Genomic DNA, 14,416 nt, shown 5'->3' with positions numbered 1-14,416 from the left:
GCTTTTCAAGCGCGAGTGGACTTGCCGCTCAGACGATCCGCATCGAGTAGTCGGTGGCGCGCACGTCCTTCGTCAGCGCGCCGATCGACACGCGGTCCACGCCGGTTTCCGCGATCGTGCGCACGGTATCGAAGTTCACGCCGCCCGAAACTTCGAGCACCGCGCGGCCCGCCGTGCGCGTCACCGCTTCGCGCATCATCTCGAACGAGAAGTTATCGAGCAGCACCGAGGTCGCGCCGTGGGCGAGCGCCGTGTCGAGCTGTTCGAGCGTTTCAACTTCGATCTGGATCGGCACGCCTGCGTCGAGCGCGAGCGCCGCGTTCATCGCCGCGCCCACGCCGCCCGCCGCCGCGATGTGGTTTTCCTTGATCAGGATGCCGTCGTAAAGCGCCAGACGCTGATTCGCGCCGCCGCCCACACGCACCGCGTACTTCTGCGCGAGGCGCAGGCCCGGCAGCGTCTTGCGCGTGTCGAGGATGCGCGTTTTCGTGTGCGCGATGGCATCGACGTAACGACGCGTCGCGCTCGCCACGCCCGAAAGCAGTTGCAGGAAGTTCATCGCGTTGCGCTCGGCCGTGAGCAGCGAGCGCGCCGGACCGCGCAGCGAGCAGACCGGCGTGTCCGCCGTCATGCGATCGCCTTCGCGATAGTGCCAGCGCACTTCGATGCGCGGATCGACCTGCTTCACCACGCCGTCGAACCACAGCACGCCGCACAGCACCGCGTCTTCGCGCACGATGATGCGCGCGTCGCGCACATCGTCGGCGGGCACGAGACGCCCGGTCTGGTCGCCGCTGCCGACGTCTTCCGCCAGCGCATCGGCCACATTGCGCGCAATCGCGTCATCGAACGCCGCGCCGTATTGCGCACGCACTTCGGGCAGCACGGTCGAGACCGCGTTCACTGCCATCAATTCCAGAGCACCCATTTACGCCGGCCCCACTTGAGAGAACAGCGCGGTGTCACGCGCGAGATCGCCGCTCGCCTGCACGCGACGCTTGTGCTCGGCCGCGAACGCCAGCATGCGGTCGATCGGCAGACGCGCACGTTCGCCGATGGCGGCATCGACGAAAATTTCGTTGTGGCCGCGCTCCAGCACATCGGCCAGATTCGCGAGGCCGTTCATGGCCATCCACGGGCAATGCGCGCAGCTCTTGCAGGTTGCGCTATTGCCGGCCGTAGGCGCTTCGATGAAGGTCTTGCCGGGCGCCGCCAGACGCATCTTGTGCAGAATGCCCAGATCGGTCGCGACGATGAAACGCTGCGCGTCGAGCTTCACGGCGGCGTCGATCAGCTGCGTGGTCGAGCCGACCACGTCCGCGAGCGCCACCACGCCTTCGGGCGATTCCGGGTGCACGAGCACCTTGGCATCGGGATATTCGGCGCGCAGCAGATCGAGTTCGACGCCCTTGAATTCGTCGTGCACGAGGCAGGAGCCTTGCCAGAGCAGCATGTCGGCGCCCGTCTTTTTCTGGATGTAGCTACCCAGATGGCGGTCCGGCGCCCACAGGATCTTTTCGCCCTTCGCGTGCAGATCGGCGACGATTTCGAGACCGATCGACGACGTCACCATCCAGTCCGCGCGTGCCTTCACGGCGGCGCTGGTATTGGCGTAGACGACCACGGTGCGGTCGGGATGCTGGTCGCAGAACGCGGAGAATTCGTCGGCCGGGCAGCCGAGGTCGAGCGAACAGGTCGCGTCGAGGTCCGGCATCAGAATGCGTTTGTTCGGGCTCAGGATCTTCGCCGTCTCGCCCATGAAGCGCACACCGGCGACCACCAGCGTCTGGGCCTCGTGATCGCGGCCAAAGCGCGCCATTTCGAGCGAATCGGCCACGCAGCCGCCGGTTTCGTCGGCCAGCTCCTGCAATTCAGGATCGACATAATAGTGCGCGACGAGCACCGCTTTCTCGCGCTTGAGCAATGCGCGGATGCGCTCCTTCAACGCAGCGCGCTCGGCCATCGAAGGCGCGTCGGGCACCTTCGCCCACGCCTGTCCGACACCGCACATCGCGCCCTGCGGACGGTCGTATTCGACCGCTTTAATCGCCTGACTCATGATCTCCTCTGTCGACCAGGATTGCCGCGCAAGCGGCCTGCCCTGATCCCATGCATCGTTGCTGCCCTGCCAACCGCCGCGGCACCACTGAAATCCGCGGCCCAAAAAGAAAAACCCCGCCAGCGCGGGGTTTTGTGACGTATCTGAATTCTAATGGATTTTCTTCAGATCACGCAGGGTGCATCAGGCGTAGCGGCGCAGACGCGACGCGAATTCCTGCAGCGCCTTGATGCCGCTTTGTTCGGCACGATGGCACCAATCCTGCAGCTGCGTGAGCAGTTGTTCGCGCGAAGCGCTCGAACGATCCCAGATCTGCGCGAGTTCGTTGCGCAGTTCGATGAACGTGCGCATCTTCTGGCTGTTCGCAAAAATCTGCGGCAGCTGACGCTTCTGCGGCTCGTTCAGGCTGGCTTCTTCCTTGGCGACCCACTTGCTGGCGCCGCGCATGATCTTGTACTTCTCGCGCTCGCCCACTTCCTTGAGGTGCGCCAGTTCCTGGCGATAGGCCTGCTTCACGGCCTTGGCGTAGCGCGCCATCACTTCGTAGCGGTTCGAGAGCACGGCCTGCAGCGTTTCGTGGTCGGCGATCAGCTTGCCTTCCTTGGCCAGACGCGGCGTGGGCGCGACCTTCTTGACCTTGGCCAGACCCACTGCCGACATCAGACGGATATACATCCAGCCGATATCGAACTCGTACCACTTGTTCGACAGCTTCGCGGACGTCGCGAAGGTGTGGTGGTTGTTATGCAGCTCTTCGCCGCCGATGATGATGCCCCACGGGAACAGGTTCGTGCTGGCATCCGACGAGTTGAAGTTGCGATAACCCCAGAAGTGGCCCAGACCGTTCACGACGCCGGCGGCCCAGAACGGAATCCACGCCATCTGCACGGCCCAGACGGTCAGACCGAGCACGCCGAACAGCGCGACGTCGATGACCATCAGGATGCTCACGCCGAGGATCGGGAAGCGCGTGTAGACGTTGCGCTCCATCCAGTCGTTAGGCGTGCCGTGGCTGAAACGGCGCAGCGTTTCTTCGTTCTTCGCTTCGGCGCGATAGAGTTCTGCGCCTTCGAGGAACACCTTCCAGATGCCGCGCGTTTGCGGGCTGTGCGGATCTTCTTCGGTCTCGCACTTGGCGTGGTGCTTGCGGTGGATAGCCGCCCATTGGCCCGTCAGCATGCCCGTGGTCATCCACAGCCAGAAACGGAAGAAGTGGCTCGCGATCGGGTGCAGTTCGAGCGCACGGTGCGCCTGGCAGCGGTGCAGATACACCGTCACGCCGACGATCGTGATGTGCGTCGCAGCCAGCGCGCAGAGCAGGATCTGCCACCACGAGAAATGCAGCACCCCGTGGGCGAGAAAATCAAGCAGGGAATTCAACAAGGTTCGTACCCGTGAAACGAAGCGTGCCGGCCCGGGAGCCTTACGCCGTTGTCAGAAAAGTGAAAGCGTTCAGGAGAGTTTGGACGGCATTCTACTAGAACCGTTCCAAGTGTTTGTAACAAATGAAGATTTTTTTCCCTAATGACGTCTGAGTCAACGGCTATGAGGCTGAATTTTGGCCCCTGGAGGCGCTTTGCCGCACCTGATTTGCCCCTCCAGAATCGCCTCAGCCTTTCGGCCCTTTTAGCCTCGATTCGATGCCGTCAGCGCGTCTGGGCCGCCCCACTTGCGTCTCCCGCTTCGGCGGCGTTCAAAGCGTCATTCGCGACGACCGGCAGTCCAACCGGCAGGCCTTGACCGATGATCCGCACCTCGCGCTGGGCGAACGGAATCGAAATGCCGTGCTCGTTATATAAGCGCCAGATGTTCAGATTCACGTTCGAGCGCACGCTCGACGTGCCGTTGGCCGCATCGGCGATCCAGAAACCCAGTTCCAGGTTGATGCCATCGGCGCCGAAGCCTGCCAGATATGGGGTCGGGGCCGGATCGTTCAAGACCCGGTCCACGCCCTCGGCGGCCCGCGCAAGCAGCGCCATCGCCTGTTCGATATTCGTGTCGTAGGCCACCTGCACCGCCGCCTTCGCGTAGCCACGCGTCAGATACGACGACTGGTTTTGTACGACATCGGTGATCAGTTTTTCGTTCGGAATCAGCGTTTCCACGCCGTCGAGCCCGCGCACCACGGTGTAGCGCGTGCGGATCTGCGTCACCTTGCCCGCGAGCCCGCTCACGTTGATGGTGTCGCCCAGACGCAACGAGCGGTCGATCAGGATGATGAAGCCCGACACATAGTTGCTCGCGATCTTCTGCAAGCCGAACCCGAGCCCGACGCCCAGCGCGCCGCCGAACACGCCCAGCACCGTAATGTCGATGCCGACGATCGACAGGCTGAACAGAATCGCCGCGAACACCAGCAGCGCACGGCCCACGCGCGCGAGCACGACGCGCAGATTGGCGTCGATGGTCGTGGCGCGCATCAGACGGTCTTCGAGCGCCGCGCCCGCCCAGATCGCCACCAACATCGTCACGCAGACCCACAGCACGCCGGTGGCGAGCGACAACAGCGTCACATGCGCCGTGCCGATGCGAAAGCGCACGCTCTCCATCCACGCGAGCACGTCGTCCTGAATGCCGAGCACGGTAAACAGCATGCCGAGCCAGACGATCAACGACACCAGCTTTTCGGCGATCGAGAGCCACGCGTGCGTCTGGCCGTCGCGGCTGAACACGCGCCGCGCGAAGAAGAACGCGATGTAAATCAGCCCGATGCCGAACAGCGGCACGAGGGCCAGATTCAGCAGCGAGGTGTGGATGAAGTTGCTGGAGATCTCGCGCGCGGCCCAGACGCAGCCCGCGCCGATCAGCGGAAAGAGCGCGCGGGAGAGGCTTTCGGCGCCGAAGCGCAGCGCCTCGTAGCGGACCTGGCGGCGCGCTTCGAGCGCGTGACGCAACAGGCGCGCGATCAGCCACGCGAGCACCAGCGCGCCGATCAGCACGGCGGCCTGCCAGAGCATGACCGGCTGGCCGAAGTCGCGGATCACGCCGCCCAGCATGTGTGAGAACAAACGGTTTTCCATCATGAGCGCTTTCGCGTCCGGTAATTCTGGTGAATCAAGTCCTGCTTCAAGTTCCGTTGCCAGAAACGACGACCCAAGCGACGCGGGGCCGCCCGGTCTTCACCGGACGGCCCCGCGCGCCTGCCAGCCGGACTTTTCAGTGCGGCTGGCTGCAACGCTGAAGCTTATTCGAGCGCGGCGTCCGGCTCGGCGGCTTCGGGCTGCTGCGCTTTGGCGATCGCATCGGCAGTTTCCGTGACCGCTGCGGCTTCGTCAGGCGTCGTTTCAGCCTTGGCCTTCTTCGTCTTCGGCTGCGCATCGCCGCGACGCTCCAGCACGGCGGCGAAGAAGCCGTCCGTGGCGTGGCGGTGCGGCCACAGCGAGAGGTAATCGCCGGTATCGAGACCCACGCGCTGATCCGCCAGCACCTCACGCGCGGGCACCAGCGCGTAGTCCGGGTGCGCTTCGAGGAACTGCTTCACGACTGCTTCGTTTTCCGCTTCCAGAATGCTGCAGGTTGCGTACACGAGACGGCCGCCGCGCTTGAGCAGACGCGCGGCGCTGGTGAGAATCGACAGTTGCTTGGGCGCGAGTTCCGCGACCGATTCCGGCGATTGACGCCACTTCAGGTCGGGGTTGCGACGCAGCGTGCCCAGACCCGAGCACGGCGCATCCACCAGCACGCGGTCGATCTTGCCGATCAGGCGCTTGATCTTGGCGTCGTGTTCGCTATCGATCAGCACCGGATTCACGTTCGACAGGCCGCTGCGCGCGAGACGCGGCTTGAGCTTGGCCAGACGCTTTTCGGAGATGTCGAAGGCGTACAGACGGCCGCTCGAACGCATCATCGCGCCGAGTGCGAGCGTCTTGCCGCCCGCGCCGGCGCAGAAGTCCACCACCATTTCGCCGCGGCGCGGCGCGAGCAGCGAACACAGCAGCTGGCTGCCTTCGTCCTGCACTTCGAACCAGCCGTTCTTGAACGCGTCGAGCTTCGACAGCGCCGGCTTGCCCGTCACGCGCACGCCAAACGGCGCGAACGGCGTTTCAGCGCCTTCGATGCCCGATTCCGACAGCGCGCGAATCAGTTCTTCGCGGTTCGCCTTGATCGGGTTCGCGCGCAGATCCAGCGGCGCCGGGTAGTTCAGCGCGGCGGCCAGTTGAGCGAGCTCGGCGGCGTCGAAGCGCGAATCCAGCGCCTTGACGATCCAGTCGGGCAGGTTCAGCTGCTGGCGCAGCGGCAGGCTCGCCGGGTCGATCTTCGCGACGTGCTCGAGCCAGCTGGCTTCGGCGTCCGACACAAAGGGACGAATCGCGTTGCGGCCCGCCGTGGCCATCAGGCCGAGCAGCGTGAGGCGGCGCGTCGGGTTGCCCGTACCGCTTTCGGCCAGATGCGCGAACTCCATGCGACGGCGCAGCACCGCGAACACGGCTTCGGCGATCACACCGCGTTCGGCGTGGCCGAGCTTCGGATGCTCGCGGAAGAAACGGCTCGTCGCCGCGTCAGCGGGACCCGTGAATTTCAGAACGTCGGCAAGCAACGTCTCAGTTTGTCCAATCAAAAAACCATGCAGCCTCATGCGCCCTCCCCGGCGGTGTGTGCTTGTGCTTCGTTTGCGTCGTCAAGGAAGAGCCATTGCGGCTCGGGTGCTGCGAGCGTCACGCGTTCGCCGTCGAGCGCGAGGCGCCCTTCGACGAACCAGCGCACCGCACGCGGATACATCTCATGTTCGGTCTTCAGCACGCGCGCAGCGAGCGCGGCGGCATCGTCGCCCGCCCGCACCGGCACCGCCGACTGTGCGACGATCGGCCCATGGTCGAGCGTGGGCGTGACAAAATGCACCGTCGCGCCGTGGACGCGGCAACCCGCGTCGAGCGCCTGCTGGTGCGTCTTGAGGCCCGGAAAGCTCGGCAGCAGCGACGGGTGGATGTTGAGCATCCGGCCCGAATAATGCTGGACGAAGCCTTCCGTCAGCACGCGCATGAAGCCGGCGAGCACGACGAGGTCCGGCGCGTAGCCGTCGATGGTTTGCGCAAGCGCCGCGTCGAAGCTGACCCGATCAGGATACTGGCGATGATCGACGACCGCCGTGGCGATGCCGTGCGAGGCTGCGAACGCAAGCCCCGCGGCATCCGGGCGGTTGGCAATCACGGCGGCGATGCGCGCCGGCCAGGCTTCGTGCGCGCAGGCGCGCACGATGGCTTCCATGTTGCTTCCCCGTCCCGAAATCAGGATGACGAGATTTTTCATCCGCGGATTTTATCATCGGGCGGCACTCCTCACGCTCGGGCGGCGGCGATCGGCGTCGCGTGCGTTTATAATCTCCTGTTCCGTCGCGGCTAATCGCCGCCGAACCAGTCACATTCGTGGTCTCATTCGGTCAAATTCAGGACGCCAGGCTGGCGTCCGCTCAGGTCCCGTTATCGTGAGAGTCTTCCGCGGTCTTCCCAATGCCGAAAGCCGCGCGCCCTGCGCGCTCACCATCGGCAACTTCGACGGTGTCCACCGCGGGCATCAGGCATTGCTCGCGCGCGTGCGCGAAGCGGCCGACGCGCGCGGCCTGCCCGTCTGCGTGATGACTTTCGAACCGCATCCGCGCGAGTTCTTCAATCCTGCGAGCGCCCCGCCGCGCATCGCCATGCTGCGCGACAAGCTCGAAGCGCTGCGCGAGAACGGCGTGGACCGCGTGGTAGTCGAGCATTTCAACCACACCTTCGCCAGTCAGTCGCCGGACGATTTTGTCTCGCGCATCATCGTGGGCGGCCTGCACGCGCGCTGGATGATGATCGGCGACGACTTCCGCTACGGCGCGAAGCGCGCGGGCGATTTCGCCTCGCTGCAGGTGGCGGGCGCGGAACATGGTTTCGAAGTCGAACAGATGGCTACCGTCGCCGATCCATCCGGCGTGCGTATCTCCAGTTCCGCCGTGCGCACGCAGCTCGCGGCCGGCGATCTGGACGCGGCGCGCGCCTCGCTGGGCCGCGGCTATGAAATCAGCGGGCACGTCACGCACGGCCTGAAGCTGGGCCGCGATCTGGGCTTCCCCACGCTGAATCTGCCGATCGGCCACAAGCGCCCCGCGCTCAAAGGCATTTTCGTCGTGCAGGTGCATGGCATCGCCGATCATCCGCTGCCCGGCGTCGCCAGCCTCGGCCTGCGCCCGACGGTGGACGATTCGGGCCGCGTGCTGCTCGAAGTGCATCTGCTCGACTGGCATGGCGACGCCTACGGCAAGCTCGTACGCGTCGAGTTCCTCAAGAAATTGCGTGACGAGGAGAAGTTCGCCGACCTCGAAACGCTGACCGCCGCCATCGCGCGCGACGTGACGCATGCCCGCGCGTGGTTCGCCGCGGCGGGTGTCGACGCGAGCGCGGATACACCCGGCGGACGTTCCAACGGTTTCGCCACCTCGGCGACCGACCGAATTAGGTGACTTGCGGTCCACGGGCGCCGCGCCGGCTTCTGCACTTTCTGCCAGCGCGACATCCGAACGGACCGCTTCGCCCCTTCGCGCCACGCGGCCTGTGCCGCACATGGCGCGCGAGGCGACGGTTGCGCGGCCTGGCCGCAATGCTGACGCCGTGCATCCCCGAATTCACCGTGATATCACCATGAGCGACAAGAAAGCATCCTCCGGCAAGCCGCAGAAGTCCGAATCGAAGTACCCCGTCAACCTGCTCGATACCGCGTTCCCGATGCGCGGCGATCTGCCAAAGCGCGAGCCGCAATGGGTCAAGGAGTGGGAAGAAAAGGGGCTCTACAAGAAGATCCGCGCCGCTTCGAAGGGCCGCAAGAAGTTCATCCTGCACGATGGCCCGCCGTATGCGAACGGCGACATCCACCTCGGCCACGCGGTGAACAAGATCCTCAAGGACATGATCGTCAAGGCGCGCAATCTGGCGGGCTACGACGCGGTCTACGTGCCGGGCTGGGATTGCCACGGCATGCCGATCGAAATCCAGATCGAAAAGCAGTTCGGCAAGTCGCTGCCCGCGCAGGAAGTGATGAAGAAGGCGCGCGAGTACGCCGCCGGCCAGATCGAAACGCAGAAGGCGGGTTTCAAGCGCCTGGGCGTGCTCGGCGACTGGGACAACCCGTACAAGACGATGAATTTCGCCAACGAAGCCGGCGAAATCCGCGCGCTCGCGAAGATCATCGAAAAGGGTTACGTGTTCCGCGGCCTGAAGCCGGTGAACTGGTGCTTCGACTGCGGCTCGGCGCTGGCCGAAGCGGAAGTCGAGTACAAGGACAAGACCGATCCGACCATCGACGTGCTGTTCACGTTCGCGCAGCCCGCCGAAACGGCTGCGGCGTTCGGCCTGCCCGCGCTGCCGCGCGAAGAAGGCGGCATCGTCATCTGGACCACCACGCCCTGGACGATCCCGTCGAACCAGGCGCTCAACGTGCACCCGGAAATCGAGTACGCGCTGGTCGACACGCCGCGCGGCCTGCTGATTTTCGCCAAGGAGCGCGTCGAAGCCTGCTTGAAGGACTTCGGTCTCGAAGGCACGGTCATCGCCACGACGCTGGGCGACAAGCTCTCGGAACTGCGCTTTAACCACCCGCTCGCTTCGGCGCACGAAGGCTACAAGCGCACCTCGCCCATCTATCTGGGCGACTACGTGACGACCGACACCGGCACCGGCATCGTGCACTCGGCGCCCGCCTACGGCGTGGAAGACTTCGTGTCGTGCAAGGCGCACGGCATGGTCGACTCGGACATCATCAGCCCGGTGATGGGCGATGGCCGCTACGTCGAATCGCTGCCGCTGTTCGGCGGCCTGTCGATCTGGGACGCAAACCCGAAGATCGTCGATGCGCTCGACGCCGCCGGCACCCTGCTGCGCAGCGAAAAGTACCTGCACAGCTACATGCACTGCTGGCGCCACAAGACTCCCATCATCTACCGCGCCACCTCGCAGTGGTTCGCGGGCATGGATGTCACGCCCAATGACGGCGGCAAGACGCTGCGCGAAACCGCGCTCGAAGGCATCGAAGCCACCGCGTTCTACCCGTCGTGGGGCAAGCAGCGCCTGTTCTCGATGATCGCCAACCGCCCGGACTGGACGCTCTCGCGCCAGCGCCAATGGGGCGTGCCGATGGCCTTCTTCGTGCACAAGGAAACGGGCGAACTGCATCCGCGCACGCTGGAGTTGCTCGAAGAAGTCGCGAAGCGCGTCGAACAAAGCGGTATCGAAGCCTGGCAGACGCTCGACCCGCGCGAACTGCTCGGCGACGACGCCAACCTGTACGAGAAGAACCGCGACACGCTCGACGTGTGGTTCGACTCGGGCACGACGCACTGGCACGTGCTGCGCGGCTCGCACGCGGAAGAACTGCAATTCCCGGCCGACCTGTATCTGGAAGGCTCGGACCAGCACCGCGGCTGGTTCCACTCGTCGCTGCTGACCGCCTCGATGCTCGACGGCCGCCCGCCGTATAACGCGCTGCTCACGCACGGCTTCACCGTCGACGGCGAAGGCCGCAAGATGTCGAAGTCGCTCGGCAACGGCGTCGATCCGCATGAAGTCGCGAACCGTCTGGGCGCGGAAATCATCCGTCTGTGGATCGCTTCGACCGACTACTCGGGCGAACTGGCGATCTCGGAAGAAATTCTCAAGCGCGTGACGGAAGGCTATCGCCGTATCCGCAACACGCTGCGCTTCCTGCTCTCGAACCTGTCGGACTTCGACTTCGACAAGCACGCGCTGCCGGCCGATCAGTGGCTCGAAATCGACCGTTACGCGGTGGCGCTCACGCACACGCTGCAAAACGACGTGCTCTCGCACTACGACCGCTACGAGTTCCACCCGGTCGTGGCGAAGCTGCAGACGTTCTGCTCGGAAGACCTCGGCGGCTTCTATCTGGACGTGCTGAAGGACCGCCTCTACACGAGCGCGCCGGATTCGGCCGCCCGTCGCGGCGCGCAGACGGCGCTGCACCACATCACGCACAGCCTGCTGCGCATCCTCGCGCCGTTCCTCTCGTTCACGGCCGAAGAAGCGTGGAAGGTGTTCCAGCCGAACACCGAAACCATCTTCACGGAAACCTTCCATGCGTTCCCGGATGTCGCGAACGCGCCGGAACTGATCGCCAAGTGGACGCTGCTGCGCGAAGTGCGCGGCAACGTGACGAAGGCGCTGGAAGAAGCGCGTGTGGCGAACCAGATCGGCTCGTCGCTGCAGGCCGAAGTGCGCATTCTCGCGAGCGGCGCGCGTTACGACGCCCTCACCTCGCTCGGCGACGACCTCAAGTTCGTGCTGATCACCTCGGCGGCGGAAGTCGTGAAGGTGGAAAGCGAAGCCGACGAAGGCGTCGAAGTGGTCACGTCGAAGTACCTCAAGTGCGAGCGCTGCTGGCACTATCGCGACGACGTGGGCGCGAACGCAGAACACCCGGGCCTGTGCGGCCGCTGCGTGGTGAATCTGTTCGGTAACGGCGAAAACCGGAGCGCCGCATAATGGCCAAAACCCTGTCGAAGCAGGTCAAGCCGAACGGCGCCAATGGTGCCAAGGGCACGCTCGTGCCGTGGCTCGGCATCGCGGTGATCGTGATCCTCGCGGATCAACTCACGAAAATCGCGATCTCGAAGGTCTTCGCTTACGGCGAAGGCCGTGTCATCACGCCGTTCTTCAACCTCGTGCTTGTGTACAACAAGGGCGCGGCGTTCAGCTTCCTCGCGGCGGCAGGCGGCTGGCAGCGCTGGGCCTTCACGGCGCTGGGCGTCGTGGCGGCGCTGGTGATCAGCTATCTGCTCAAGCGTCATGCGGGTCAGCGCATGTTCTGCACGGCGCTTTCGCTGATTCTGGGCGGCGCGCTCGGCAACGTGCTCGACCGTCTGATGTACGGCCACGTGATCGACTTCCTCGACTTCCATCTGGGCGCGTCGCACTGGCCGGCGTTCAACGTCGCGGATAGCGCGATCACCGTCGGCGCCGTGCTGCTGGTGTTCGACGAACTGCGCCGCGTGCGCGGCTCGCGCTAACGCACGCGTGACGCCAAGAGACCGAGGAGACTGGCCTTGAACACCTCCGCAGCCGATCTGGAAAACAAGTCCGGCGAGCTGGCCGGGCGGCATCTCGTGCTCGGCATGTCGGGCGGCATCGCCTGCTACAAGATCGCCGAGCTCACGCGTCTGCTGACCAAAGCCGGCGCGACCGTGCAGGTCGTCATGACCGAAGCGGCCACGCAGTTCATCACGCCCGTGACGATGCAGGCGCTCTCGGGCCGCCCCGTCTACACGAGCCAGTGGGACGCCCGCGTGCCCAACAACATGGCGCACATCGATTTGTCGCGCGAAGCGGATGCCATCGTCATCGCGCCCGCCTCGACCGACTTTATCGCCAGGCTCGCCCACGGTTTCGCCGACGATCTGCTCTCGACGCTGTGCGTCGCGCGCGACTGTCCGCTGCTGGTGGTGCCGGCCATGAACCGGCAGATGTGGCAAAACCCGGCCACGCAGCGCAATGTCGCGCAGATCCGCGCGGACGGCATCGAAACGCTCGGCCCCGATTCCGGTCCGCAGGCTTGCGGCGAAGTCGGCGACGGGCGCATGCTGGAGCCGCAAGCCGTTTATGAAGCGATCGTCGCGTTCTTCGCGCCCAAGGTGCTGGCTGGCCGCAAGCTGCTGATCACCGCCGGGCCGACGTTCGAGCCGCTCGATCCGGTGCGCGGCATCACCAATCGTTCGAGCGGCAAGATGGGTTTTGCGCTCGCCCGCGCCGCACAGCAGGCCGGCGCGGAAGTGCATCTGGTGGCCGGTCCAGTCGCGCTGGAAACGCCTTGGGGCGTGTACCGCGAGAACGTGCAGACCGCGCAGCAGATGTACGACGCCGTGATGCGCGGCGTGCCCGATGCCGATGTCTTTATCGGCGTGGCGGCGGTCGCCGACTGGCGCGTCGATCATGTCGCGGAACACAAGATCAAGAAGACGGCGGAGCAGCGCATGCCCACCTTCTCCTTCGTCGAGAACCCCGACATTCTCGCCTCGGTCGCGGCACTGCCGAATCCGCCGTATTGCGTGGGCTTCGCCGCCGAAAGCGGCGACCTGGAAGTGCACGGCGAAGAAAAGCGCGCGCGCAAGAAGGTGCCGTTGCTGATCGGCAATCTGGGCCCGCTCACCTTCGGTCAGGACGACAATGAAGTCGTGCTGTTCGAAGCCAGCGGTCGCACGCCGCTGCCGCGCGCGGCGAAAGTCACGCTCGCGCAGACGCTGATCGCGGAAATCGCCAAGCGCCTGCCGGACACGGGCATCCTGTCCTGAGGTTGTCCTGAAATTGTCTTGATGCACGCGGCAAGGTATCGACCTTGCCGCCCGTAGTTGAAGGAGCAGTCCCGCCATGACACTGCTTTCCGTACTTGACCAGTCGCCCGTGATCGCCGGGCACAGCGCGGCGGACGCCATCGCCGCCACCATCGAACTCGCCCAGCTCGCCGACGACCTCGGCTACACGCGTTACTGGTGCGCCGAACACCACGGCCTGCTGGGCGTTTGCAACCCCTGCCCCGAAGTCATGCTGGCGCGTCTGGGCAGCGTGACGAAGCGCATCCGCATCGGTTCGGGCGGCATCATGCTGCCCTACTACAGCCCGTTCAAGGTCGCCGAGCAGTTCATGATGCTCGAGGCGCTGTTTCCGGGCCGCGTCGATCTGGGCGTGGGCCGCGCGCCGGGCGGCGATATGCGCACGGCACAGGCCGTCGCGGCAGGCGCCTACAATCGCGGCGACCAGTTCGCGCAGCAGGTGCAGGATCTGGTCGGCCTGATGGACGGCACGCTCGCCGACGATCACCTCGCGCAAGGCGTCGTGCTGCAGCCGCAGATCGCCACGCGCCCGCAGCTTTGGGTACTTGGCTCCAGCGACTTTGGCGGCGAGCTGGCCGCGCAACTGGGCCTGCGTTTCTCGTTCGCGCATTTCATCAACGCGCACTTCGGGCATCTGGTGGCGAATGCGTACCGCGAGCGCTTCCAGGCGGGCCACGAAGCGCGGCCGTATCTGGCCTGCGCCGTGTTCGCGATCTGCGCCGACACCGAAGCCGAAGCCGCCGAGCTGGAAAAAGCCGTCGATCTGCGCCGCGTGCAGATGGCCTACGGCCTGAACGCGCCGATCCCGAGCCTCGAACAAGGCCGCGCGCAGGAATACGGCGAGCGCGAACAGCTCGTGATCGATCGCGAAAAGCCGCGCAGCATCATCGGCACGCCTGAAAGCGTGGCGGAACGGCTGCGCACATTGCAGGACCGTTTTCACGCCGACGAACTCGTCGTGCTCACCGTCGCGGGCAGCTACAAGGCACGCCTGCGCTCCTACGAATTGCTCGCCGAGGCGTTCGAGTTATCCCGATAACGCGCCTCGATCCACACTG

Annotated in this window: 11 protein-coding genes; 5 read left to right on the top strand and 6 right to left on the bottom strand. The window is 65.1% G+C overall.

The genetic code is table 11. The annotated features are described in order from the left end of the window. Positions 1-28 precede the first annotated feature (28 nt). From nadC to purN, 6 genes are all read right to left on the bottom strand, one after another. Entirely contained in the window at positions 29-928 is a 900-nt protein-coding gene (gene nadC, locus G3N59_RS21475; RefSeq protein WP_205984646.1) for a carboxylating nicotinate-nucleotide diphosphorylase, read from the bottom strand. Beyond that, positions 929-2,059: a quinolinate synthase NadA gene (gene nadA / locus G3N59_RS21470; protein ID WP_205984645.1), complete on the bottom strand. Its 1,131-nt coding sequence runs from the start codon at positions 2,057-2,059 to the stop codon at positions 929-931. A 183-nt stretch (positions 2,060-2,242) separates the two neighbouring features. Beyond that, positions 2,243-3,442: an acyl-CoA desaturase gene (locus G3N59_RS21465; protein WP_205984644.1), complete on the bottom strand. Its 1,200-nt coding sequence runs from the start codon at positions 3,440-3,442 to the stop codon at positions 2,243-2,245. 263 nt (positions 3,443-3,705) lie between these two features. Further along, positions 3,706-5,079, bottom strand: coding sequence for a mechanosensitive ion channel domain-containing protein (locus G3N59_RS21460; RefSeq protein ID WP_205984762.1), 1,374 nt, complete (start codon positions 5,077-5,079; stop codon positions 3,706-3,708). Between the two features lie 164 nt (positions 5,080-5,243). Further along, on the bottom strand, positions 5,244-6,635 hold the full coding sequence (locus G3N59_RS21455) for an RsmB/NOP family class I SAM-dependent RNA methyltransferase (RefSeq protein WP_205984643.1): 1,392 nt from the start codon (positions 6,633-6,635) through the stop codon (positions 5,244-5,246). After that, positions 6,632-7,306, bottom strand: coding sequence for a phosphoribosylglycinamide formyltransferase (gene purN, locus G3N59_RS21450; RefSeq protein WP_205984642.1), 675 nt, complete (start codon positions 7,304-7,306; stop codon positions 6,632-6,634). The genes G3N59_RS21455 and purN overlap by 4 nt, the downstream gene beginning before the upstream one ends. A gap of 175 nt (positions 7,307-7,481) precedes the next feature. Here purN and G3N59_RS21445 point away from each other — a divergent pair, with 175 nt between their 5' ends. The 5 genes from G3N59_RS21445 to G3N59_RS21425 all read left to right on the top strand — a co-directional run bounded on the left by G3N59_RS21445 (position 7,482) and on the right by G3N59_RS21425 (position 14,397). Beyond that, complete coding sequence (locus G3N59_RS21445; protein ID WP_205984641.1) at positions 7,482-8,489, top strand: bifunctional riboflavin kinase/FAD synthetase; 1,008 nt, start codon at positions 7,482-7,484, stop codon at positions 8,487-8,489. 178 nt (positions 8,490-8,667) lie between these two features. Next, on the top strand, positions 8,668-11,517 hold the full coding sequence (ileS, locus tag G3N59_RS21440) for an isoleucine--tRNA ligase (protein WP_205984640.1): 2,850 nt from the start codon (positions 8,668-8,670) through the stop codon (positions 11,515-11,517). Then, positions 11,517-12,041 carry a signal peptidase II gene (gene lspA, locus G3N59_RS21435; protein ID WP_205984639.1) on the top strand — a complete coding sequence of 175 codons (525 nt, stop codon included), beginning with the start codon at positions 11,517-11,519 and terminating at the stop codon, positions 12,039-12,041. The genes ileS and lspA overlap by 1 nt, the downstream gene beginning before the upstream one ends. A gap of 57 nt (positions 12,042-12,098) precedes the next feature. Beyond that, positions 12,099-13,319: a bifunctional phosphopantothenoylcysteine decarboxylase/phosphopantothenate--cysteine ligase CoaBC gene (coaBC, locus tag G3N59_RS21430; protein WP_277397927.1), complete on the top strand. Its 1,221-nt coding sequence runs from the start codon at positions 12,099-12,101 to the stop codon at positions 13,317-13,319. A gap of 76 nt (positions 13,320-13,395) precedes the next feature. Then, complete coding sequence (locus G3N59_RS21425; protein ID WP_205984638.1) at positions 13,396-14,397, top strand: LLM class flavin-dependent oxidoreductase; 1,002 nt, start codon at positions 13,396-13,398, stop codon at positions 14,395-14,397. Positions 14,398-14,416 lie beyond the last annotated feature (19 nt).

The sequence above is a fragment of the Paraburkholderia sp. Ac-20340 genome (assembly GCF_017104965.1).
GTDB lineage: Bacteria > Pseudomonadota > Gammaproteobacteria > Burkholderiales > Burkholderiaceae > Paraburkholderia.
This window is presented reverse-complemented; position numbering and strand designations above follow the sequence as displayed.

Bases quoted from the DNA above. Each gene is read 5' to 3' on its own strand.
- G3N59_RS21425 (WP_205984638.1), top strand. From the start codon at position 13,396: ATGACACTGCTTTCCGTACTTGACCAGTCGCCCGTGATCGCCGGGCAC.
- G3N59_RS21455 (WP_205984643.1), bottom strand. From the start codon at position 6,635: ATGAGGCTGCATGGTTTTTTGATTGGACAAACTGAGACGTTGCTTGCC.
- ileS (WP_205984640.1), top strand. From the start codon at position 8,668: ATGAGCGACAAGAAAGCATCCTCCGGCAAGCCGCAGAAGTCCGAATCG.
- nadC (WP_205984646.1), bottom strand. From the start codon at position 928: ATGGGTGCTCTGGAATTGATGGCAGTGAACGCGGTCTCGACCGTGCTG.
- G3N59_RS21460 (WP_205984762.1), bottom strand. From the start codon at position 5,079: ATGGAAAACCGTTTGTTCTCACACATGCTGGGCGGCGTGATCCGCGAC.
- purN (WP_205984642.1), bottom strand. From the start codon at position 7,306: ATGAAAAATCTCGTCATCCTGATTTCGGGACGGGGAAGCAACATGGAA.
- lspA (WP_205984639.1), top strand. From the start codon at position 11,517: ATGGCCAAAACCCTGTCGAAGCAGGTCAAGCCGAACGGCGCCAATGGT.
- nadA (WP_205984645.1), bottom strand. From the start codon at position 2,059: ATGAGTCAGGCGATTAAAGCGGTCGAATACGACCGTCCGCAGGGCGCG.